The sequence below is a fragment of the Corynebacterium sp. NPDC060344 genome (assembly GCF_042725215.1).
Lineage (GTDB): Bacteria > Actinomycetota > Actinomycetes > Mycobacteriales > Mycobacteriaceae > Corynebacterium.
Genome location: NZ_JBHXCS010000003.1, coordinates 34,607 through 56,193, shown reverse-complemented (window position 1 = coordinate 56,193; position 21,587 = coordinate 34,607). Strand labels below are relative to the sequence as shown.

Genomic DNA, 21,587 nt, shown 5'->3' with positions numbered 1-21,587 from the left:
CCATGGCAGCCACCGCGGTCGCGGCGCTGACCGTCGGGCTGATCGCCCTGCCCAACGGCGATGACGCCCTGGCAGCCCCGATCACCGAGAACCGCACCGTCAACCACCAGTGCGTCGAGGACGGAGGCTGGTTCACGAACGGTTCAGACACCACTGTCGGCACCGACAACCTGACCATGACCTACCCCGAGCAGGTCGAACCCGGAGAAACGTTCACCGTCTCCGTCCAGCCCGGCCAGATGATCTCCCGCTCCAAGCGCCTGGGCAGCATGAAGTACGACATCGAGCTGCCGACCGGCGTCGCTATCTCCAATCTGCGCATCTCCGCCCCGGGCTCCAACCTCCGCAACACCACGCCGGAGGTCACCCGAGTCGGCGAAGACGGCCACCCCAACCCCAACGGCGCCTACGCCCGCATCTGGGCCCAACAGCGCACCGTCAACAACGGCCCGTATTCCAATGACACCCGGGATGCCGTCGACCATGGCATGCAGGTGGCCACGCACCAGACGTTCCGCCTGCCCCAGGTGTCCTTCGACGTCACCGCCCCCAACACCCTTGGCGCGGAAATCACCACGAGCCTGCGCGCCGCCGGCGCCGGCAAGGGCCCGGCCAACAACTCGAACACCCGCAACACCCTGTCCTTCGTAGCCCACGCGAACGTCGCCGACGCCGTCTACTGCACCCCGGAAGCCACCGGCCGCAATCTGACGAGCACCCGCGTCGTGGGTTCGACCAACACCCAGTTCGCCGAGACCTCGACGGACCTCGAGGTCATCACCGGCTCCGGCCCGACCACCCTGACCGCCAACGTCACCCTCGGAGACGGCTCAACGGTCACCGAAGGCGAGGTCGAGTTCGACTTCGGCGATGGCTCCGAGAAGGTCACCGTCCCGGTCAACAACGGTGTCGCCACCACCGAGCACACCTACCCGGAGCTCGATGACCGCAACCCGGTGCCGTACCAGGCCACCGCCCGGTACCTGGGCGTCCAGGGCCGCACCAACCCGTCGGAAGACACCACCAACGTCACCGTTAACCCGGTCCCGCGTGAGCAGGTCCAGGCCACCGTCGATCTGACGGGCGACGTCAAGGTCGATGAGGCCACCGACGGGCAGGTCCCCGTCGAGCTGCGCGCCACCGTCGGCGCCGCCGACGGCAAGACCCTGCCCGAGGGCGCCGAGGTCATCTTCTACCAGGGTGACGAGGAAGTCGGCCGCGCTCCCGTGACCGACGGCACCGCCGCCACCACCGTCACCGTCCCGGACGAGAAGGCCACCCTGACCTTCCGCGCCGTCGTCGCCGACATGGAGACCGAGACCCAGGAGCTCACCGGCGCCGAGGATTCCGTCGACGTCGACGTCGCCCCGGTGTCCCGCACCTCCATCGCCGTGGCGCTGGATGAGGACGGCGTCCTCGTCGGCCAGCAGGCCGCCATCACCGCCACCTACTCGGCCACCCCGTCCATCCCGGAGGGCACCGAGGTCATCTTCCGCGCCGATGGCGTGCGCATCGGTACCGCGACCGTCGGCGCCGACGGCACCGCCACGATCAACCACGCCTTCGACGCCGCCGGCCCGAAGCGCATTACCGCCCTCGTCGAGGAGCGCGAGGTCGATGGCCGCATCTACCCGCGCGCCGAGTCCGAGGCCGCGATGCTCACCGTCGCCGACCCGGCCGACCAGGACACCTCCACCGATCTGACCTACGTGCGCCCCGACGTCGAGGTCGAGGCCGAGGTGCTCACCGGTGACCTGATCCGCTTCATCGCCACCGTCGACGCCGGTGACGCCGGTATCGAGGAGGGTGCCACGGTGTCCTTCTTCGACGGCCAGACCTTCCTGGGCACCGCCCCGGTCGATCCCGCCACCGGCCAGGCCGTCTTCGACCACCGCTTCGCCGAGCGCGGCGAGCACCAGGTCCGCGCCGTGTTCAACGGCCAGGAGAAGAAGGACGAGGAGGGCGTGATCACCGAAGTGCTCCAGCCGTCCGAGTCCGAGGCCGTCACGCTCGACGTCCAGCCGCATGACGTGGTCATCGACAACCCCGGCGAAGAGCCGGGCGAGGAGCCCGGTGAAGAGCCGGGCGAGGAGCCCGTCGACCCCGGTGAGGAGCCGGGCGAGGAGCCGGTTGACCCGGGCGAGAACCCCGGTGAGGAGCCCGGCGAGAACCCGGGCCCGAACCCCGGTGATGGTTCCGACTCGAGCGGTTCCAGCGGTTCCAGCTCGACGAGCTTCCTGTCTTCGATCATCGGAGTCCTGGGCAACCTCGGCATCATCGGCCAGTTCCTGATCTCCCTGTTCGGCCTCGGCGCGAAGTAAGCGCCCCATTCGCGGCCGGCCCCGGGTGCGGATGTTTCCGAACCCGGGGCCGGCCTTTGTGATCGCACCGGCATCCACACCAGGTCCGACTTCCCCAATCCCCAATTGCACAGATTCCTCCCCTCCAGATTTCTCCCCTCCAGACAAGGACACTGACTGTGACCCTCAAGAACCTCCGCCGCCCGGCCGCCACCACCGCCATCGCGGGCCTGGCCCTCGGCCTGATTAACATCGCCGTCGTCGATGACGCGGTCGCCGCGACCGTCACCGAGACCAAGACGCTGAACCACGAATGCACCGTGTGGTCCCATGCATGGGGTGGCGCCTCGATGAACACCACCGTCAACCCCGACAACGTCTCGGTCACCTACCCGCAAGAGGTGTTCCCCGGCGAGGCCTTCGACGTGACCGTCCAGCCCGGCCAGATGCGCGCGGGCGGCGAGAACGTCGGCCGCGTCAAGTACGACATCGCACTGCCGACCGGCGTTGACGTCTCCAACATCCGACTCGACGGCGGCGACTCCGGCACCGGCGGCGCGACGACGATCGTGGAGCGCATTAACGCGTCCGGCGATCCCGATCCGGCCGGCCAGTACGCCCGCATTTCCGGCGACGGAAACACCGTCAACAACGGCCCCAAGCCTGGAAACGACCACCCCAAGGACGGATTGACCGTCCAGAAGGACACGGATTTCCGTCTCCCCGCCGTCACCTTCACCGTCACGGCTCCCGACACCGCAGGATCGACGATCGTCACCGGCGTGCGCGGAGCCGGAGTTCCCAAAGGTCCGGACAGCGACGCCAACATCGAGAACACCATCTCCTTCATGGAGGACGGCAATGTCTGGAATGACGCGGTCTTCTGCAACGCCGACGCGGCTGGCCAGACCCTGACGTCCACTCGCGTCATCGAGCGCATCGTCGCCGCCGACACCACCCTCTCCGCCACGGAACCTGCCCCGGTCGCTCCGGGAGAGAAGGCCGACACCGTCGTCACCGTGTCCCCCGCCCACGCGGGCACCGTGACCGCGACCATCAACGGCGAAGAGATCAGCGCGCCGGTCAACCCCGAGGACGGTACGGCCACGCTTCCGCTGGTCTTCCCGGAAGCGGGCACGTTCACGGTGCCGATCCAGTTCACCCCGGCGGATGAGCGTTACGCGAAGCCGTCGAGCACCAACGTCCGGGTCGAGGTCGTCGCACCGAAGTACGACTCCGTCGAAATGTCCATCGCAGGCCCCGCCGAGGGCACCACCGGCCAGAAGCTCGACTTCACGGCCGATCTCGTCCCGAATAGCGGCGACAAGTCGGAGGTCAACGGGTACATCACGTTGACGAACAACGGCAAGAAGATCATGAAGGACGGCGCGGAAGCCCGCATCGCCGTCGTCGGCGGCGTCGCCACGTTCGACGTCACCTGGGATCAGGCCGGCACCAAGGACCTCAAGGTCGACTTCGTCGGTTCCGAGGGCGTCGAGGGCTCGGCCACGAAGACGGTCACCATCACCGCCGCGCCCGGCGAAGAGCCGAACCCGGGCGAGGGCGAGGAAGAGAACCCGGATGTGGGCGGCGAGGTTCCGGTCGACCCGGGCAACGACTCGTCCAGCTCCGGATCCTCCGACTTCACCTCGTTCTTCGAGCGCGTGTGGAAGTGGATCGTCGACCTGTTCACCGGCAAGCTGACGCCGGGCATCGCGGGCTCGTCCAACTCCTAAGCGGCCCCAGACCGGCCCCGCTGCAACCGCGGGGCCGGTCGACCACTTTCCCAGACAAGGAATATGGAAGTGAACCTCAAGGCTTTCCGACTGCCCATGGCAGCCACCGCGGTCGCGGCGCTGACCTTCGGGCTGATCACCCTGCCCGGCGGCGATGACGCCCTGGCAGCCCCCGTCAATGAGACCAAGCCCCTCACCCACGCGTGCACCGTGTGGGGAGGAAATCAGCACACCACCGTCAACCCCGACAACGTCTCGGTCACCTACCCGAAAGAGGTGTACCCGGGCGACGTCTTCGACGTGACCGTCCAGCCCGGCCAGATGCGCACCGGCGGCGAAAACATCGGCCGCATCAAGTACGACTTCGCACTGCCCACCGGCGTCGATGTCTCCAACATCCGCCTCGCCGGCGGCGCCCTTGGCACCGGCGGCAAGAACACCATCGTCGAGCGAGTCAACGGCAGCGGCAACGCCGATTCCGCGGGCCAGTACGCCCGCATTTCCGGCGAGAGGGAAACGGTCAACAACGGCCCAAGCTCGAACAACGACGATCCTAAAAGGGGTCTGACCGTCGGTGGGAACACCGATTTCCGCCTCCCGGCGGTCACCTTCACCGTCACGGCCCCCGACACCGCCGGAACGACGATCGTCACCGGCGTGCGCGGCGCCGGCGTTCCCGCGGGCCCCAAGAACGACTCGAACATCGAAAACACGCTCTCCTTCGGCGAAGACGGCTTCTGGTCCAACGACGCCGTCTTCTGCAACGCCGACGCCTCCGGACGCACCCTGACCTCCACCCGGGTCGTCGAGCGCGGCACCAACACCAGCTTCGCCGAGACCTCCACCGACCTCGAGGTCACCTCGGGCTCCGGCCCGACCACGCTGACCGCCAACGTCACCCATGACGACGGCACCCCGGTCACCGAGGGCGACGTCGAGTTCGACTTCGGCGACGGCTCCGAGAAGGTCACCGTCCCGGTCAGTAACGGCGTGGCCACCACCGAGCACACCTACCCGGAGCTCGATGACCGCAACCCGGCGCCCTACCAGGCGACCGCCCGCTACTTGGGAGTCCAGGGCCGCACCAACCCGTCGGAAGACACCACCAACGTCACCGTCAACCCTGTCCCCCGCGACCAGATCCAGGCCACCGTCGATCTGGCGGGCGAGGCCCGTGCCGATCAGGCCGCCGACGGCCAGGTCCCGGTCGACCTGACCGCCACCGTCGGCGCCGCCGACGGCCAGACCCTGCCAGAGGGCGCCGAGGTCATCTTCTACCGCGGCGACGAGGAGATCGGCCGCGTGACGGCGGACGATGGCGTCGCAAAGCTCGCGACCACGGTCCCGGACGAGAAGGCCACCGTGACCTTCCGCGCCGTCGTCGCCGACTTCGAGACCGACGCCCAGGAGGTAACCGGCGCCGAGGACACCACGTCCATCGACATCGCGCCGGTCGCCACCACCTCCCTGGCGCTCGACGCCGGGCAGCCGGTGAAGGTCGGCGAGGACGCCACCATCACCGCCACCTACTCGGCCAGCCCCTCCATCCCGGAGGGCACCGAGGTCACCTTCCTGGCCGACGGCACCGAGATCGGCACCGCCACGGTCGATGCCGAGGGCGCCGCCACGCTCAACCACGCCTTCGACACCGCCGGCGAAAAGTCCATCACCGCCATCGTCGAGGCCCGCGAGGTCGACGGCCGCACCTACCCGCGCGCCGAGTCCGGGGCCCGCACCCTGACGGTGTCCCAGCAGGGCACGAGCACCAGCTTCGCCGACACGTCCACGGACCTCGAGGTCACCTCGGGTTCCGGCCCGACCACGCTGACCGCCAACGTCACGCTTGACGACGGCTCGCCCGTCACCGAGGGCACCGTCGAATTCGATTTCGGCGACGGCTCCCCCACCGTCACCGTCCCGGTTAACGACGGCGTGGCCACCACCGAGCACACCTACCCGGAGCTCGACGACCGCAACCCGGTCCCCCACACCGCCACCGCCCGATACCTGGGCGTCGAGGGCCGCACCAACCCGTCGCAGGACACCACGACCGTCACGGTCACCCCGGTGCCCCGCGAGCAGGTCCAGGCCACCGTCGCGCTGACCGGCGCCGCCAAGGTCGATGAGGCCGCCGACGGCCAGGTCCCGGTCGAGCTGACCGCCACCGTCGGCGCCGCGGATGGCGCGACGCTGCCCGAGGGCGTCGAGGTCATCTTCTTCCAGGGCGACCGGGAAGTCGGCCGCGCCCCCGTGGCAGACGGCACCGCCACCCTGACCATCGACGTCCCGGACGAGAAGGCCACCCTGACCTTCCGCGCCGTCGTCGAGGACATGGAGACCGAGACCCAGGAGCTCACCGGCGCCGAGGCGACCACCGACGTCGAGGTCGCGCCCGTCGCGGCGACGTCGATCACCGTCACCGCCGACGAGACCGTCAAGGTCGGCGAGGACGCCACCATCACCGCCACCTACTCGGCCACCCCGTCCATCCCCGCCGGCACCGAGGTCTCCTTCCTGGCCGACGGCACGGAGATCGGCACCGCCACGGTCGATGCCGAGGGCGTGGCCACGCTGGCCCACGCCTTCGATGCCGCCGGCGCGAAGTCGATCACCGCGGTGGTCGAGGCCCGCGAGGTCGACGGCCGCAGCTACCCGCGCGCCGAGTCGGAGGCCCGCACCGTGACCGTCACGGAGCGCGGCACGAGCACCAGCTTCGCCGAGACCTCCACCGACCTGGAGGTCACCTCGGGCTCCGGCCCGACCACGCTGACCGCCAACGTCACGCTCGACGACGGCACCCCGGTCACCGAGGGCGAGGTCGAGTTCGACTTCGGCGACGGCTCCCCCACCGTCACCGTCCCGGTCAACGATGGCGTGGCCACCACCGAGCACACCTACCCGGAGCTCGATGACCGCACCCCCGCGCCGTACCGGGCCACCGCCCGCTACCTCGGCGTCGAGGGCCGCACCAACCCGTCGGAGGACACCACCTCCGTGACGGTCAACCCGGTCCCGCGCGACCAGGTCCAGGCCACCGTCGCGCTGACCGCCGAGGCCGACGCCGACGCGATCACCGATGGCCGGGTTCCGGTGGAGCTGCGGGCCACCGTCGGCGCCGAGGGCGATGCCCGGCTCGCCGATGGCGTGGAGGTCGTCTTCTACGAGGGCGACGAGGAGATCGGCCGCGCCGCGACCGTCGACGGAGTGGCTTCGCTGAGCACGACCGTCGCCGACGAGCAGGGCACGCGCACCTTCCGCGCCGCCGTCGAGAACTTCGAGACGGACACCCAGGAAGTCGCCGGCGCCGAGGACACCGCATCGGTGGACATCGCGCCGGTGGGCACCACGGCCCTGTCCGTCGAGCTCGCCGAGGACGGCGTCCTCGTCGGCCAGCAGGCGACGATCACCGCCCGCTACACGGCGAACCCGGCGGTCCCGGCCGGCACCGAGGTCACCTTCCTGGCCGACGGCACCGAGATCGGCACCGCCACCGTCGGCGCCGACGGCACCGCCACGCTGACCCATGCCTTCGACGCCGCCGGCTCGAAGTCGATCACCGCGGTGGTCGAGGCCCGCGAGGTCGACGGCCGGACGTACCCGCGCGCCGAGTCGGAGGCCGCGATGCTCACCGTCGCCGAGCCCGCCGACCAGGACACGACGACCGACCTGACCTACACCACCCCCGACGTCGAGGTCGACGCCGAAGTTGTCACCGGCGATCTGATCCGCTTCATCGCCACCGTCGATGCCGGCGACTCGGCCCTCCAGGAGGGCGCGACCGTGTCCTTCTTCGACGGCGACACCCTGCTGGGCACGGCCCCGGTCGACCCGGCCACCGGCCAGGCGGTCTTCGAGCACCGCTTCGACCAGCCCGGCGAGCGCCAGATCCGCGCCGTCTTCAGCGGCCAGGAGAAGAAGGACGAGGAGGGCGTGATCACCGAGGTCATCGAGCCGTCGTCCTCCGATCCAATCACCCTGGACATCAAGGACGCCGAGGACACGGACCCGGGCACGGATCCGGGCGAGGACCCCGGCACCGACCCGGGCGAGGATCCGGGCACCGACCCCGGTGAGGACCCCGGCACCGACCCCGGCACCGACCCGGGCACGGACCCGGGCGAGGATCCGGGCAACGATCCCGACACCCCGACCCCGGACCCGGGCATCGGCTCCGGTTCGAGCAGCTCCTCCGGCTCGAGCTCCGCGGACTTCCTCGACTCGGTCGTGGGATTCCTGCAGCGGCTGGGGATCATCGGGCAGTTCCTGATCTCCATCTTCGGATTGGGCAGCTCCCGCTGACCCCGCCGAACCGGCCGATCCCGCCGATCCCGGTAACGCCGGCGAGCACCGGCACCTGACGCAACGCCCCGCCTCTGGATGAGGCGGGGCGTTCGTCGTCAAGCACCGGCCCGCCACCGGCCATCGCCCACCCGACGCACGCCGCCAACCGCAACTAGGCTGGACGGAGCGAAACCGCCATACCGAAGGAGCTGGAGAAACCCATGACGGACATCACCACCACCCCCCAGTGGGAGGCGCTCGAAGTGCAGCAGAACCGCATCATCGATCTGGATCTGCGCGGCCTGTTCGCCGATGATCCGGAGCGCGCCGGCAAGCTGACCTTCGATGCCGCGGGGCTGCACGTCGACCTGTCCAAGAACTTCGTCGACGACGGCGTCCTGGCCGCGCTGGTCGACGTCGCCCGCGCCGCCGACGTCGAGGGCGCCCGCGCCCGCATGTTCGCCGGCGAGCACATCAACCACACCGAGGACCGAGCCGTGCTGCACACGGCCCTGCGCCTGCCCGTGGACCAGGACCTGGTCGTCGACGGCCAGGACGTCGCCGCCGACGTCCACGACGTCCTCGGCCGCATGCGCGACTTCGCCCGCGCCCTGCGCTCCGGCGATTGGCTGGGCCACACCGGCCGCACCATCAAGACCGTGGTCAACATCGGCATCGGCGGCTCCGACCTGGGCCCGGCGATGGTGACCAAGGCGCTGCGCACCTACGCCACCGCCGGCATCGACGCCCGCTTCGTCTCCAACGTCGACCCCTCCGACCTGTGCGCGGTGCTCGACGAGGTCGATCCGGAGTCGACGCTGTTCATCGTCGCGTCGAAGACCTTCACCACGCAGGAGACCCTGTCCAACGCGCACGCCGCGCGGCGATGGCTCATCGAGAAGCTCGGCGACGAGGCCGCGGTGGCCAAGCACTTCGTCGCGGTGTCCACCAACGCCGAGAAGGTCGCGGAGTTCGGCATCGACACGGACAACATGTTCGGCTTCTGGGACTGGGTCGGCGGCCGCTACTCCGTCGACTCCGCGATCGGCCTGTCCATCATGGCCGTCGTCGGCCCGATGGACTTCATGCGCTTCCTCGAGGGCTTCCGCCTCATGGACGAGCACTTCCTGGACACCCCGCTGGACAAGAACGTCCCCGTCCTCATGGGCCTGCTGGGCCTCTGGTACGGCGAGTTCCTCGGCGCCGACTCCCACGTGGTCCTGCCGTACTCCGAGGATCTCTCCCGCTTCCCGGCGTACCTGCAGCAGCTGACCATGGAGTCCAACGGCAAGTCCGTCAACAGCAACGGCGAGTGGGTCGACTGCGATACCGGCGAGATCTACTGGGGCGAGCCGGGCACCAACGGCCAGCACGCGTTCTACCAGCTGCTGCACCAGGGCACGCGCCTGGTGCCCGCGGACTTCATCGGCTTCGCCCGCCCCCGGCAGGACCTGCCGACGGCCGACGGCACCGGGTCCATGCACGACCTGCTCATGTCGAACTTCTTCGCGCAGTCGAAGGTCCTCGCCTTCGGCAAGGACGAAGATGAGCTTGCCGACGAAGGCGTCCCCGCCGAGCTGATCCCCCACAAGGTCATGCCGGGCAACCGCCCGTCGACCACCATCCTGGCCGAGGAGCTGACCCCCGCCGCGGTGGGCGCGCTGATCGCGCTCTACGAGCACATCACCTTCGTGCAGGGCGTCATCTGGGACATCAACTCCTTCGACCAGTGGGGCGTGGAGCTGGGCAAGAAGCAGGCCGGCGATCTGCTGCCCGCCGTCACCGGCGAGGCGCAGCCGGACTCCGGCGACGCGTCCACCGACGCGCTGCTGTCCTGGTACCGCTCGAAGAAGTAGCGCAGGCCCGGACACGACAATGAACCCCCGCTCCGAATGATTCGGAGCGGGGGTTCGCGTCAGACGGTGGGCCCGAAGGCGAGCCACCGCCCAGCCGATCTAAAGCAAGTCCGGCGAGTGCATGCTGCCGGTTCTACACCGGGCAGATGACCTCGACGCGGACCTCGTCGGTGCGGTCCTCGTCGTCGTACTTGCCGGTGCCCGTGATGGTCCACTTGTCGCCGTCGCGGTTGATCACCGCGCCCTCGGCGTTCTGGTCGTCGATCTCGATGTCCAGGTTGGCGGTGTCGATGTCCAGCGACTCGAGCACCGGGGTGCCGTTGGGGTCGTTGATGTCGATGTCGACCTGGCCGGTGTCGGAATCGTCTGCGCCGATCTCGATGTCCAGGTCATTGTCGTCGTTGTCCATGGTGCAGCGCACCGGGGTGAACTGGCCGTCGACGTCATTGCCGGCGACCTGCACGACGGCGGCCTCCTGGCCGACCGGGGCCTGCGTCGTCGTGGTGGTCGCGTCGCCGTCGGTGGTCGTGGCGGCGGCGTCACCATCGCCCGAGACGGCCTCCGACACCTTCGTCGCATCCGGGGCGTCGGTGACGACCGTGGTGTCCTCGTCGCTGGAACATGCCGCCATGGCCAGGGTCAGGGCCGGGATCGCCAGGAGTGCGGCGGTGCGGTTGCGGAGCTTCATGGTCATCTACCTCTTCGCTTCGGGGACTGTTCCGACTGTTCTCGTCGTTCGTTCGCCGTCGGGCGGATTTTCCCCGCCTCCGGGCACTTCACCAAGGGTAACGGGCGTTAACCCGGTGCGGCAATAGCCGACACCGGTCAAACCGACAATCGTTACCAACTTGACACCGAACCACGAAAAGTGGCTTTTCGTCGTCAAGCAGCCACGCCGGCGCGGGAACCGGGGATCAGAACGGCGAGAAACCGCCGCGCACCCGATCGGCGTCGACGATGTCCTTGCCGAAGGGGAAGCAGGTGACGGGGATCATCTTCACGTTCGCGATGGCCAGCGGAATGCCGACGATGGTGATCGCCTGCGCGAAGGCCGTGGTGATGTGCCCGATGGCCAGCCACATGCCCGCGATGACGAACCACACGACGTTCATGACCACGTTGAGGCCGGCCGATCCGCCCGGCTTGTCCACCACCACCCGGCCAAACGGCCACAGCGCGTAGGACGCCATGCGGAACGACGCGATGCCCGCCGGGATGGTGACGATGAAAATGCAGGCCACGATGCCCGCCGCAATGTAGCCGAGGGCCAGCCAGATGCCGCCGAAGATGAGCCAGATGAGGTTGAGCAGAAGGTTCATGGCCCCGAGCGTATTCACCCGGGCCGCATCGGGCGCGGCGGTCGGGCACGCCCTATGATCGGAGGCATGTCTGCCTACGTCGATGACGACATCCTGACCCTCCGACTGGCCCAGGGCACGGGCGAAATTCTCAAGGGCGTGCGCAACGTCGGCCTGCTCCGCGGCCGCGTGCTCGGCGACGCCGGCGACGCCCTGTCGCAGGAGTGGATTTCCCGCGTGCTGCAGCAGCACCGCCCCGACGACGCCGTCCTGTCCGAGGAGGCCGCCGACAACCGCGACCGCCTGGACAACTCCCGCGTGTGGATCATCGACCCGCTCGACGGCACCCGCGAATTCGCCGGCGGCCGCCAGGACTGGGCGGTGCACATCGCCCTGATCGAGGACGGGTTCCCCCTCCACGCCGCCGTCGGCCTGCCGGACCTGGGGCAGGTCTTCCACACCGGCGAGGCCAAGGCCGTCACCGGCCCGCTGTCGAACAAGATCGTCGTCTCGCGCACCCGCCCGCCGGCCGTGGGCAAGTTCGTGGCCGAGAAGCTCGGCAGCGAGCTTGTCCACATGGGCTCCGCCGGCGCCAAGGCCATGCACGTGCTGCTCGGCGACGCCGACGCGTACATCCACGCCGGCGGCCAGTACGAGTGGGACTCCGCGGCTCCGGTCGGCGTGTGCACGTCCGCCGGCCTGCACGTCTCGCGCCTCGACGGCTCGAAGCCGGAGTACAACCAGGTGGACACCTTCATGCCGGACATGCTGTTCTGCCGCCCGGAAATCGCCGACGACATCCTCGCCGCCGTCGCCGAGTACAAGAAGGACCACGGCGACTTCTAGGTGGCGCGCGGCGGCCCGGGCTCCCACCGGTACCCTGGGCCGCATGAGCGCGATGACCACCCCTCCCGTTACCGCCGACGCCGCCGCGGGGGCGGCCGTGAAGACCCCGTACGAGGATCTCCTCCGCGAGATCCTCGCCGACGGCACCCCGAAGGCCGATCGCACGGGCACCGGCACCAGGTCGCTGTTCGCCCGGCAGATCCGCTACGACCTGTCCGAGGGTTTCCCGCTGCTGACCACGAAGAAGGTCCACCTCAAGTCGATCATCTACGAGCTCCTGTGGTTCCTGCGCGGCGATTCCAACGCCACGTGGCTGCAGGACCGCGGCGTGACCATCTGGGACGAGTGGGCCGACGCCGACGGTGATCTGGGCCCGGTCTACGGCGTGCAGTGGCGGTCGTGGCCGACGCCGGACGGTCGGCACATCGACCAGATCTCCCGGGCGCTGGAGACCCTGAAGACCAACCCGGACAGCCGCCGCAACATCGTCTCGGCGTGGAACGTCTCGGAGCTGGAGAACATGGCACTGCCCCCGTGCCACCTGCTGTTCCAGTTCTACGTCGCCGACGGCAAGCTGAGCTGCCAGCTGTACCAGCGCAGCGCGGACATGTTCCTGGGCGTGCCGTTCAACATCGCCTCCTACGCGCTGTTGACGCACATGTTCGCCCAGCAGGCGGGCCTGGAGGTCGGCGAGTTCATCTGGACCGGCGGCGATTGCCACATCTACGACAACCACGTCGAGCAGTGCGAGCTGCAGGTCTCCCGCGACGCCCGCCCCTACCCCACGCTGAAGCTGCGCAAGGCGGAGTCGCTGTTCGACTACGACTTCGACGACGTCGAGGTGGTCGGCTACGACCCCCATCCCCCGATCCGCGGCAAGGTGGCGGTCTGATGTCCGGGCACGAGCAGGGTCCGGGTCCGGGTTCGCTTGACGACGGCCACCGCCCCGCCCGCCCGGCCTCCATCCGGCTGATGTGGGCGCAGACCTCCGACGGCGTCATCGGCGACGGAAACTCGATGCCGTGGCACATCCCCGAGGATCTGGCGCATTTCAAGGCCACGACGATGGGCGCGCCCGTGATCATGGGCCGCCGCACGTGGGATTCGCTGCCCGCCAAATTCCGCCCGCTGCCGGGGCGCCGCAACGTCGTGCTGTCCCGGTCGCTGGCGCCGGAGGACGTCCCCGGCGCGGAGCTCGCCCACTCCCTCGACGCCGCGCTGGACCTGCTCGGCGACGTGCCCGTGGCGTGGGTCATCGGCGGTGGCCGCGTCTACCGCGAAGGGCTGCGCATCGCCGACGAGTGCGAGGTCACCGAGGTCGACGGCACCTTCGAGGTGGACACCCCGGTGCGCGCCCCCGAGCTGATCGGCTGGAAGCCCGTGCGCAAGGGCGAGTGGGCGACGTCGTCGAACGGCCCGCGCTACCGCTTCACCACGTGGCGGCCGCGCCCGGAAGACGAATACTGAGGGGCTGAGGGGTGCGCCGAGGGGTGCGCGGAGGCGTCGCCACGCAAAAGCCGTGATGTTCGCCACCCCACCCGGGCCCGCGGAACATTCGCGGCCGGTTCGCGCGTTGCACCGTTCATGAGCAACGACAAGATCACCCTGCCGAAGACCACCGAGGCCGTCACCATCTACGCCACCAGCTGGTGCCCGTACTGCCAGTCGCTGATCGGCGGCCTGAAGAAGCGCGGCGTGCCGTTCGAGGCGTGGGACGTGGAGAAGCACGCCGACCTCGCGTCGTGGGTCGAGTCCGTCAACGGCGGCAACCGCGTCGTGCCCACCGTCCTCTACTCCGACGGCACCCACGCCACCAACCCCGCCGCCGCCGAGGTGGAGATCAAGCACGCGGAGCTGACGGCGAAGTAGGGTCGCACGCCGCCGGCCCCAACAAAAACAATGACGACAGCCGCCCGGATTCCCGGGTGGCTGAGCTAAGCACTGGGGTTGTTCGCTGTAGAGCGAGTCCCGCTACTCCATGTTCACGCGACGCTTCGCCAACCGAATGTCGGTGCGCAGCATTTCTTCCTTCAGATCAAGGTCATCTCCGTCGATGATCCCCCGCGCGGACTCCGCGGCGTTCCAGTACATGCCACCGACCTGGCCTCCCAGCCCGAAATGCAGGTAAAGCTCCGGCTCATCGGCAAGCATTGGCACGTATGCCCATCGGCCGCCGGAACTGTCGACGAACCATGTACCTAGCAGGAACGCGAGCAGCTTCTGCTTTTCTTCGTCCGGCAGATTGGAGTCCCGCACCCGCTCTATCGAGGCCCGTGGAAACTCAGATGCCCCGAGGTCATTAGCATTTAATCCGGGGTCGATCAACTTAGCCTCCGAGACCTGATGTTCAATGATGCAGGCCCGGGCACGAGCGGCGAGATGATCGAGACGACGGGCGTACACGACGGAAATGTCCGACATTTTACCTCCCACTTCCAACACTCCAATCTAGTACAAATACCACATTCCACGAGGGCCCAACTCGGGATGCCAATGACAATCAGCATATACAGCCCAAGACCTAAGTCCCGGATTAATCCGGTACTCACTCAACGTCGACCGGCACTCGTGCTCAAACTCAAACATATGCTGGTCAGCCGCCGCCGCCGAACCCGCCCCACTAATCGTTAGAAGCCCAACGAGCAACACGGCCGCGATCAGCCTTCGCACGTCCCACATGTCAGCCACCTCAGCACATTTCAACGCGATCAATGCGGCCAGCCGCTGGCGAAATGTTGTGCCGCGTACCATTCACAACGAGACTGCATGGGGAATCAGGACCAAGTGCCATTACTACTTTGACACGAACGTCAAATCCACAGTTATTGTAAACCTGAACAAAACCCCATTCAACCACTGCATTGACACATGCAGGTGCGGGCGTATTTGAAAACGTAGGGCCAGTTGGAATTCCCGAGTTTACCTCCTCGCCCGGAAGTCCCGTTTGAATAGATTCCCAGTGATCCTCACTAATCCTCATTGATTCCCCCGCAGCCAGGATCTCAGATTCTGAGCCAGGACCCTCCACTTCACTTGCGTTCGCCAGCCCAGAGGCCGGCACCAGCATAGCGGCGGAGACTAACGTACATCTTAGTAGTGATCGCACTGCAATCACCCTTCCAATTCGGGAGCAATTCTCTGCCGAATCGCACCATTGCGGCTGACGATACAGCGCGTCGATGAAAGCACAACACTCTTTCAATTTTGAAATCGAAGCTTTACTTTTCTGTTGCCAGATCCTTACCTCACATAGCGTCGCCCTCACGTCGCAGTTCGACCTGCAGAGTACGTCTACCTCGTGGCTCACCTGTGGGTTTGAACAGAGTTCCGGCCTGATTCTCCTGCCCGTCCCGTAGTAGCGCCCTCCTACTGTGAGGTAGCACCGCTATGGACAACGGGCAGTACCAGCACGTTGGGCGTGGTCGCTCCCACCCCACGCGCGGCAACTCGTCCTACCACCCAGGTGAGCGAAAGCAGCGTGGATCCCCGCCCCCGATGATCCGTCACTGCATGGCGGGCTTGAGGAGGCGGCTGCGGCTAATCCAGGTCGTCGTGCGCCATGAGCTGGCGCGCGGCCTCGGTGATGGAGCCCGACAGCGACGGGTACACCGAGAAGGAGCTGGCCAGGTCGGCGACGGTGAGCTGATTGGACACGCACACCGCGATGGGCAGGATCAGCTCCGAGGCCGTCGGCGCCACGACGACGCCGCCGATGATCATGCCGGAGTTCTTGCGGCAGAACAGCTTGACGAAGCCGCGGCGCAGCGAGCGCATCTTCGCGCGCGGATTGCCGGCCAGGGGGAAGACCTCGACGCGGGCGGAAACCTCGCCCGATTCGATCTGCGCCTGCGAGACGCCGACGGTGGCGATCTCCGGGCGCGTGAACACGGCCGAGGACACCGTGCGCAGGCGGATGGGCGTCACGCCCTCGCCCAGCGCGTGGTACATGGCGATGCGGCCCTGCATCGCCGCCACCGACGCCAGGGGGAACAGGTCGGTGCAGTCGCCGGCGGCGTAGATGCCCGGCACGGAGGTGCGGGACACGCGGTCGACCTTGATGTGGCCCGACGGCGCCATGTCCACGCCCACGGCCTCCAGGCCCAGGTCCGCGGTGTTCGGGATGGAACCGACGGTGATCAGCGCGTGGGAGGCCAGAACCTCGCGACCGTCGGAGGTGACCACGCGGACGCCGCCGTCGTCGGTGCGCTCGACGAGGTCGCAGCGCGCGTTCTTCACCACGTCGACGCCGCGCTCGAGCAGCACGCCCTCCAGGGCGTCGGCCGCGTCGGCGTCCTCGTGCGGCAGGATCCGGTCGCGGGAGGCGACCATGGTCACCTTCACGCCCAGCTCCGTGAACGCGGAGACGAACTCCGCGCCGGTGACGCCGGAACCGACGACGACGAGGTGCTCGGGCATGTCCTCGAGGTCGTAGACCTGGCGCCACGTCAGAATCCGCTCGCCGTCCGGGCGGGCGCCCGGCAGGATGCGCGGGGAGGCGCCGGTGGCCACGAGCACGAGGTCGCACTCGATGGTCTCCTCGCCGCCCTCCAGCAGCTCCACGGTGACGTAGTGGGTGATGCGGCCCGGCTCGTAGTCGTCCAGGCGGCCACGGCCCTGCAGCATGCGGATGCCCTCGCGGTCCATCTGCGCGCGCACGTCGCCCGACTGCGACTCGGCCAGGTGCCGGACGCGGTCGTTGACGGCGGTGAAGTCGATCTTGCGCGACGAAAAGTCCGGGCGCAGGCCCATGTCGTCGGCACGGCGCATGTCCGTGCGCACGCCGGTGGCGGCGATGAACGCCTTCGACGGAACGCAGTCGTACAGGACGGAGGAGCCGCCCATGCCGGCGTCTTCCACCACGGTGACCTCGGCACCGTACTTGGCGCCGACGAGCGCAGCCTCGTAGCCGGCGGGGCCACCGCCGATGATCACGATCCTCTTGGTCACGGGTCCTCCATGTTCGCCTTGCAATGCCCGGCCCAGTCTAGTGGAGGCTCCGGAATCCGCCGGACGGTGTCACATCACGCGGCCGGTGCGGTCCGGGTCGCCGCTTTCGTAGCGCGCCACGATGCCGCCGAACAGCCGGACGCCCACGCCCAGGCAGCGCTCGTCGACGACGATGTCGTCTCGGTGCAGGTCGTGCTTTTCGCCGCGGCCCGACCAGCAGCCCAGCCGCGCCATCGCGCCGGGGACGTGCTCGAGGTACCAGCCGAAGTCCTCGCCACCGGAGGACTGCGGGGCCTCGATGACCGCGTTCTCGTCGACGCGGCGGACGGTCTCGGCGACCAGTGCGGTGCAGTAGTCGTCGTTGAGCACCGGCGGCACGCCGCGCTCGTAGTCGAGGCGGTGGGTCACGCCGGTCGGGGCGAGGACCTCGGCGATGAGCTCGCGCAGCAGCGGGTCGATGGCCCGCCAGGTCTTGATGTCCGCGGTGCGGATCGTGCCCTGCAGCCGCCCCTCCGCCGGAATGGCGTTGGCGGCGTAGCCGGCGTTGACCGAGCCGAACACCAGGACGGTGCCGGTGCGCGGGTCGACGCGGCGGCTGAGCAAGCCGGGCAGGTCGGTGACCAGCTTGCCCAGGGCGTAGACCACGTCGGCGGTCAGGTGCGGCCGCGAGGTGTGGCCGCCCGGGCCCTCCACGCGGATGTCCAGGGTGTCGGATGCCGAGGTGATCGCGCCGACGCGCACGCCGACCTGGCCCACGCGCAGCTTCGGTTCGCAGTGGACGGCGAAGATCCGCTCGACGCCGTCGAGCGCGCCGAAGTCGATGACGTCCGGCGCACCGCCGACCATGACCTCCTCGGCGGGCTGGAAGATGAAGCGCAGCGGGACCGGCAGCGGGTGCGTCTTCTGGTACTCGGCCATGGCGACGGCCGTGGCCAGGGTGATGATCGTGTGGAAATCATGGCCGCACGCGTGCATCACGCCCTCGTTGACGCTGGCGTAGGACAAACCGGTCGCCTCGGTGATCGGCAGCGCGTCCATGTCGCCGCGGAACGCCAGCCGCCCGGCGCGCTCCCCCGCCGCGTCGGCACTGGCGCCGACTTCGCCGACGTCGACCATGAGGCCGGTGTTGGGGAACATGACGGGCTCCAGCCCGGCGGCGCGCAGTTTGTCAGCGACGAACTGGGTCGTGCCCTGCTCCATGTGGGACAGCTCGGGGTGGGCATGCAGATGACGTCGCCAGGCGAGCACCTGGCCCTCGTTGCGCGTCCACCATTCCCGAATGAAGTCCTCCATCACGATTTCCGAGTGTAGGCGCACCGGGTTCCGGGCTTTGCGGGGTGGTCGGGGCGGGTCGGCGGGAATTGCGCTACGGGCTTTGCTTGACGACGGCCTCTTGCACCGTCACTGCAACTTCAGCCCCACCTTTCCCACCCACCACACATGCCTGCCACAATGAGCCCATGAGCACTCCCGGCAATCGCGGCAATGCGACGACGAAGACCCTGGCCATCGCCATCGGGGTGGTGGCCGCGGCACTCGCGTTCGTCGTCGCCGTCGCGCTGGGATTGTTCCTCGCCGTCGACGACGACCCCGAAGTGCCCACCGGCGCGCCGCCGGCGACGAGGTCGAATACCGAGTCTTCGTCCGACTCGGAGACCGAATCAGAATCCTCGACGAGCTCATCCACGAGTTCGTCGACGAGTTCCTCCACCAGCTCGTCGACGAGCACGTCGGCAAGCTCGAGTTCGTCGCCCACCACCGAACCCCGCGACGACCTGGGCACGGGGCGCAGCGACGTCGACGCCCGCGGCTGGCGGGCGGAACGCGCCCGCTGCCACGACGGCGACCGGGCCCTGGCCGTGGTGGCCACCGAGGCCGGCACCCGCGCCGCGGCCTGCGAGGCGCCCGACGGCTCGAAGTACTACCGCGGCGACGCCGGGGAATCCGGGTCGCTGGAAGCGCCGATCATCGTCGACGAAGGCGACCGCATCGTCGCCCAGAACGGCTCGTGGAAGTACCAGATCAGCCCCGACGGCATCCTGATCACCGAGAACAACGAGGTCCGCGACTCCCAGGACGCCACCGTGTGGGGGCAGGCCTGAGGTCGGGGACGGGGCCGTCGTAAAGCGACCTACAGGTCGATGTTGCGCGGGCCGTACAGGCGATCGCCCGCGTCGCCGAGGCCCGGCACGATGTACGCGTCGTCGTTGAGGTCCGGGTCGACGGTCGCGGTGACCAGGCGCACCGGCAGGCCCGAATCGGCCAGCGCATCGACGCCCGCCTGCGCCGACACCATGCACACCGCGGTGATGTCGTCGGCGCCGCGATCGACCAGCAGCCGCAGCGCATGCAGCAGCGAACCGCCCGTGGCCAGCATCGGATCGACCAGGAACACCGGCTGGCCCGACAGGTCATGCGGCAGCGCCTCGAGGTACGGCACCGGCTCGTGGGTCTCCTCGTCGCGCGCCAGACCGATGAAGCCGACCTGCGCATCCGGGATCATCGACAGCGCCGGATCGACCATGCCCAGGCCCGCGCGGATGACCGGCACCACGATCGGCGGCTTGCGCAGGCGGTGGCCGCGCGCCGTGGTCACCGGCGTCTCGACGTCGAAATCCTCGACGTCCAGGTCGCGGCTGGCCTCGTAGATGAGCATCGCGCCGAGGTCGGCGAGAGCGGCCCGGAAGCCCGAATTGTCGGTGCGGGCATCGCGCATGATGGTCAGGCGCGACGCGGCGAGCGGATGGTCGACGACGGTGATGTCCATGGCCTCCAAAATACAACGACGGGGGCGGCGTGCGGGGGCGCGCCAAAATCCGATGGAACCGATCGGCGCCGGGGCGCGTCTAAAGGGCTGACACGCACACCACGATCCGAGGAGCACCATGGCCCCGTCGCCTTCACCATCACCGTCCCCCGGCCCGCATCTGGCCGCCGATCCGCAGGGGTTGATCCTGTCCGCGTCGCGGTTGCGCGGGCTCGTCCCCGTCTCGCCGCCGCAGGTCGACGGCATGTTCTTGCTTGACGACGCCACCGTCCCCGCATCCGCCCCCGATTCGGGCGTGGCGCGGTTCCTGTCGGCGCTGACCGCGGCGTCGCGGGCGCAGGAGGGCCGGGTCGCGGCGCTCGGCCGGTACGCCGGCGGCGCGGCCGGCGCCCTGGACTGGTTCGCCGGCGAAGTCGGAGGGGCGGAGGACTCGTCGTCCGCGCGCTTCGGCCGCGAAGGGGAGGTGCTCGCATGATCGGGGCGTTTCCCGTGCAGGACGTGGTGAAGCTCGTGTCCTCGGCCGTGCCGGCGCTGGCCGGGGCCGGGGCGGGTGCCGTGCCTGCTGCGGTGCCGGCCGCCGTCCCGGGCTTCGTCGACGACTGGTGGGGCGTGGCCGACGCCGTCGCCGGGCAGTGGACCGGCGGTGCCGGAGAGGCCGCCGCCGAGAGTTTGCGCCGCGCCGCCACCGGGGCGGGCACGCTCGACGGGCACGCCACGGGCATCGATTCCTCCGCCGCCGAGGGGATGGCGCTCATCGCCGCGGCCGCCGTCGACCTGGCCGGCGTGGCCGCCGAATTCCTGGCCAAATGCGCGGGCACCGCATCCGGCGCCGCGGGAGCCGGACCCGCCGCTCCCCTGCTGGCGGCGGCGGACATGCAGACCCACGCCGTCGAGGCGCTGGCCGAGGCCGGCGGACGGGTGTCGCGCCTCGACGCCGATCTCGCCGCACCGACGTCGACGCTGGAGTCCGTCGCCGCCGCCGACGTGGACATCCCCGATGCACCCACGACGCCCATGACGCCCGCGATGGCGCAGGTGGGAGGTGTGGGCGCGGGCGGTTCGGGTGCGGGCGGTTCGGGTTCGGGCGAATCTGGCGCGGAGAATTTGGGCGCGGGTTCCGGTGTCGGCGCGAGTGCCGGTGACGGCGCGCCCACTCCCCAGGCGCGGGCGGCGGTGGACAATGCGCTGTCCCAGCTGGGCACCCCGTACCAATGGGGCGGCACCACGCCCGGCGTGGGCCTGGATTGCTCGGGGCTGACGCAGTGGGCCTACGGGCAGGCCGGCGTCGACATCCCGCGCACCGCCGCCGAACAGGCCGTCGGCCGTCCGGTGGACGCCTCGGAGCTGTTGCCCGGCGACCTGGTCGTGTGGGACGGCCACGTGGCCATGGTCATCGGCGACGGGCAGATGGTCGAGGCGGGTGATCCCGTGCAGGTCAATCCCATCCGGACCACCAACATGAACATGGGGTTCCAGGGGTTCTGGCGGCCGACCGGCTGATCCGCCGTGCCGTGGCCTGGTCGGCGGCGGGGCCGGGTATCCTTCCGGGTGCACCG

General features: G+C 69.1%; 18 protein-coding genes. 11 read left to right on the top strand and 7 right to left on the bottom strand.

Translation table 11 applies throughout. From position 1 onward, the window contains the following. Nucleotides 1-2 precede the first annotated feature (2 nt). The 4 genes from ACFWGD_RS05210 (at nt 3) to pgi (ending at nt 10,173) form a co-directional block, all read left to right on the top strand. Complete coding sequence (locus tag ACFWGD_RS05210) at nt 3-2,321, top strand: Ig-like domain repeat protein (protein WP_377777532.1); 2,319 nt, start codon at nt 3-5, stop codon at nt 2,319-2,321. 158 nt (nt 2,322-2,479) lie between these two features. Further along, a complete protein-coding gene (locus ACFWGD_RS05205; protein WP_377777531.1) occupies nt 2,480-4,036 on the top strand; it encodes an Ig-like domain-containing protein in 1,557 nt (518 codons plus the stop codon). Between the two features lie 96 nt (nt 4,037-4,132). Continuing rightward, a complete protein-coding gene (locus tag ACFWGD_RS05200; protein WP_377777530.1) occupies nt 4,133-8,335 on the top strand; it encodes an Ig-like domain repeat protein in 4,203 nt (1,400 codons plus the stop codon). A 203-nt stretch (nt 8,336-8,538) separates the two neighbouring features. Beyond that, complete coding sequence (pgi, locus tag ACFWGD_RS05195; protein ID WP_377777529.1) at nt 8,539-10,173, top strand: glucose-6-phosphate isomerase; 1,635 nt, start codon at nt 8,539-8,541, stop codon at nt 10,171-10,173. 133 nt (nt 10,174-10,306) lie between these two features. Here the strand turns inward: pgi and ACFWGD_RS05190 are convergent, their stop codons facing one another. Then, a complete protein-coding gene (locus ACFWGD_RS05190; protein WP_377777528.1) occupies nt 10,307-10,861 on the bottom strand; it encodes a lipoprotein LpqH in 555 nt (184 codons plus the stop codon). A gap of 226 nt (nt 10,862-11,087) precedes the next feature. Then, the gene (locus ACFWGD_RS05185; protein ID WP_377777527.1) at nt 11,088-11,492 is read right to left on the bottom strand and encodes a YccF domain-containing protein; all 405 of its coding nucleotides are present in this window, start codon (nt 11,490-11,492) and stop codon (nt 11,088-11,090) included. A gap of 66 nt (nt 11,493-11,558) precedes the next feature. On the opposite strand from ACFWGD_RS05185, the gene ACFWGD_RS05180 reads away from it, so the two are divergent. From ACFWGD_RS05180 to ACFWGD_RS05165, 4 genes are all read left to right on the top strand, one after another. Beyond that, nucleotides 11,559-12,317: a 3'(2'),5'-bisphosphate nucleotidase CysQ gene (locus ACFWGD_RS05180; RefSeq protein ID WP_377777526.1), complete on the top strand. Its 759-nt coding sequence runs from the start codon at nt 11,559-11,561 to the stop codon at nt 12,315-12,317. Nucleotides 12,318-12,369: 52 nt separating this feature from the next. After that, the gene (locus ACFWGD_RS05175) at nt 12,370-13,209 is read left to right on the top strand and encodes a thymidylate synthase (RefSeq protein WP_377777750.1); all 840 of its coding nucleotides are present in this window, start codon (nt 12,370-12,372) and stop codon (nt 13,207-13,209) included. Nucleotides 13,210-13,289: 80 nt separating this feature from the next. Further along, nucleotides 13,290-13,784 (top strand): dihydrofolate reductase, encoded by a 495-nt coding sequence (locus tag ACFWGD_RS05170; protein ID WP_377777749.1) that lies wholly within the window; start codon nt 13,290-13,292, stop codon nt 13,782-13,784. Between the two features lie 117 nt (nt 13,785-13,901). Beyond that, on the top strand, nt 13,902-14,186 hold the full coding sequence (locus ACFWGD_RS05165) for a mycoredoxin (protein WP_377777525.1): 285 nt from the start codon (nt 13,902-13,904) through the stop codon (nt 14,184-14,186). A 102-nt stretch (nt 14,187-14,288) separates the two neighbouring features. Here the strand turns inward: ACFWGD_RS05165 and ACFWGD_RS05160 are convergent, their stop codons facing one another. The 4 genes from ACFWGD_RS05160 to ACFWGD_RS05145 all read right to left on the bottom strand — a co-directional run bounded on the left by ACFWGD_RS05160 (nt 14,289) and on the right by ACFWGD_RS05145 (nt 18,557). Continuing rightward, on the bottom strand, nt 14,289-14,738 hold the full coding sequence (locus ACFWGD_RS05160) for a hypothetical protein (RefSeq protein WP_377777524.1): 450 nt from the start codon (nt 14,736-14,738) through the stop codon (nt 14,289-14,291). Nucleotides 14,739-15,006: 268 nt separating this feature from the next. Then, nucleotides 15,007-15,297 carry a hypothetical protein gene (locus ACFWGD_RS05155; RefSeq protein ID WP_377777747.1) on the bottom strand — a complete coding sequence of 97 codons (291 nt, stop codon included), beginning with the start codon at nt 15,295-15,297 and terminating at the stop codon, nt 15,007-15,009. Between the two features lie 557 nt (nt 15,298-15,854). Further along, a complete protein-coding gene (locus tag ACFWGD_RS05150; protein ID WP_377777523.1) occupies nt 15,855-17,264 on the bottom strand; it encodes an NAD(P)H-quinone dehydrogenase in 1,410 nt (469 codons plus the stop codon). A 69-nt stretch (nt 17,265-17,333) separates the two neighbouring features. Next, nucleotides 17,334-18,557: an amidohydrolase gene (locus ACFWGD_RS05145; protein ID WP_377777522.1), complete on the bottom strand. Its 1,224-nt coding sequence runs from the start codon at nt 18,555-18,557 to the stop codon at nt 17,334-17,336. Between the two features lie 167 nt (nt 18,558-18,724). Here ACFWGD_RS05145 and ACFWGD_RS05140 point away from each other — a divergent pair, with 167 nt between their 5' ends. Then, on the top strand, nt 18,725-19,366 hold the full coding sequence (locus ACFWGD_RS05140) for a hypothetical protein (protein WP_377777521.1): 642 nt from the start codon (nt 18,725-18,727) through the stop codon (nt 19,364-19,366). A 29-nt stretch (nt 19,367-19,395) separates the two neighbouring features. Here the strand turns inward: ACFWGD_RS05140 and upp are convergent, their stop codons facing one another. After that, nucleotides 19,396-20,031, bottom strand: coding sequence for a uracil phosphoribosyltransferase (upp, locus tag ACFWGD_RS05135; RefSeq protein WP_377777520.1), 636 nt, complete (start codon nt 20,029-20,031; stop codon nt 19,396-19,398). Nucleotides 20,032-20,149: 118 nt separating this feature from the next. On the opposite strand from upp, the gene ACFWGD_RS05130 reads away from it, so the two are divergent. Continuing rightward, nucleotides 20,150-20,506, top strand: coding sequence for a hypothetical protein (locus ACFWGD_RS05130; RefSeq protein WP_377777519.1), 357 nt, complete (start codon nt 20,150-20,152; stop codon nt 20,504-20,506). After that, on the top strand, nt 20,503-21,531 hold the full coding sequence (locus ACFWGD_RS05125; RefSeq protein ID WP_377777518.1) for a C40 family peptidase: 1,029 nt from the start codon (nt 20,503-20,505) through the stop codon (nt 21,529-21,531). Before ACFWGD_RS05130 ends, ACFWGD_RS05125 begins: the two co-directional genes overlap by 4 nt. Nucleotides 21,532-21,587 lie beyond the last annotated feature (56 nt).

What these genes read in the sequence shown, in the direction of transcription:
- ACFWGD_RS05210 (WP_377777532.1), top strand. Translation starts at nt 3, where the DNA reads ATGGCAGCCACCGCGGTCGCGGCGCTGACCGTCGGGCTGATCGCCCTG.
- ACFWGD_RS05200 (WP_377777530.1), top strand. Translation starts at nt 4,133, where the DNA reads ATGGCAGCCACCGCGGTCGCGGCGCTGACCTTCGGGCTGATCACCCTG.
- pgi (WP_377777529.1), top strand. Translation starts at nt 8,539, where the DNA reads ATGACGGACATCACCACCACCCCCCAGTGGGAGGCGCTCGAAGTGCAG.
- ACFWGD_RS05190 (WP_377777528.1), bottom strand. Translation starts at nt 10,861, where the DNA reads ATGAAGCTCCGCAACCGCACCGCCGCACTCCTGGCGATCCCGGCCCTG.
- ACFWGD_RS05185 (WP_377777527.1), bottom strand. Translation starts at nt 11,492, where the DNA reads ATGAACCTTCTGCTCAACCTCATCTGGCTCATCTTCGGCGGCATCTGG.
- ACFWGD_RS05180 (WP_377777526.1), top strand. Translation starts at nt 11,559, where the DNA reads ATGTCTGCCTACGTCGATGACGACATCCTGACCCTCCGACTGGCCCAG.
- ACFWGD_RS05175 (WP_377777750.1), top strand. Translation starts at nt 12,370, where the DNA reads ATGACCACCCCTCCCGTTACCGCCGACGCCGCCGCGGGGGCGGCCGTG.
- ACFWGD_RS05170 (WP_377777749.1), top strand. Translation starts at nt 13,290, where the DNA reads ATGTGGGCGCAGACCTCCGACGGCGTCATCGGCGACGGAAACTCGATG.
- ACFWGD_RS05165 (WP_377777525.1), top strand. Translation starts at nt 13,902, where the DNA reads ATGAGCAACGACAAGATCACCCTGCCGAAGACCACCGAGGCCGTCACC.
- ACFWGD_RS05160 (WP_377777524.1), bottom strand. Translation starts at nt 14,738, where the DNA reads ATGTCGGACATTTCCGTCGTGTACGCCCGTCGTCTCGATCATCTCGCC.
- ACFWGD_RS05155 (WP_377777747.1), bottom strand. Translation starts at nt 15,297, where the DNA reads ATGAGGATTAGTGAGGATCACTGGGAATCTATTCAAACGGGACTTCCG.
- ACFWGD_RS05145 (WP_377777522.1), bottom strand. Translation starts at nt 18,557, where the DNA reads ATGGAGGACTTCATTCGGGAATGGTGGACGCGCAACGAGGGCCAGGTG.
- ACFWGD_RS05140 (WP_377777521.1), top strand. Translation starts at nt 18,725, where the DNA reads ATGAGCACTCCCGGCAATCGCGGCAATGCGACGACGAAGACCCTGGCC.
- upp (WP_377777520.1), bottom strand. Translation starts at nt 20,031, where the DNA reads ATGGACATCACCGTCGTCGACCATCCGCTCGCCGCGTCGCGCCTGACC.
- ACFWGD_RS05130 (WP_377777519.1), top strand. Translation starts at nt 20,150, where the DNA reads ATGGCCCCGTCGCCTTCACCATCACCGTCCCCCGGCCCGCATCTGGCC.
- ACFWGD_RS05125 (WP_377777518.1), top strand. Translation starts at nt 20,503, where the DNA reads ATGATCGGGGCGTTTCCCGTGCAGGACGTGGTGAAGCTCGTGTCCTCG.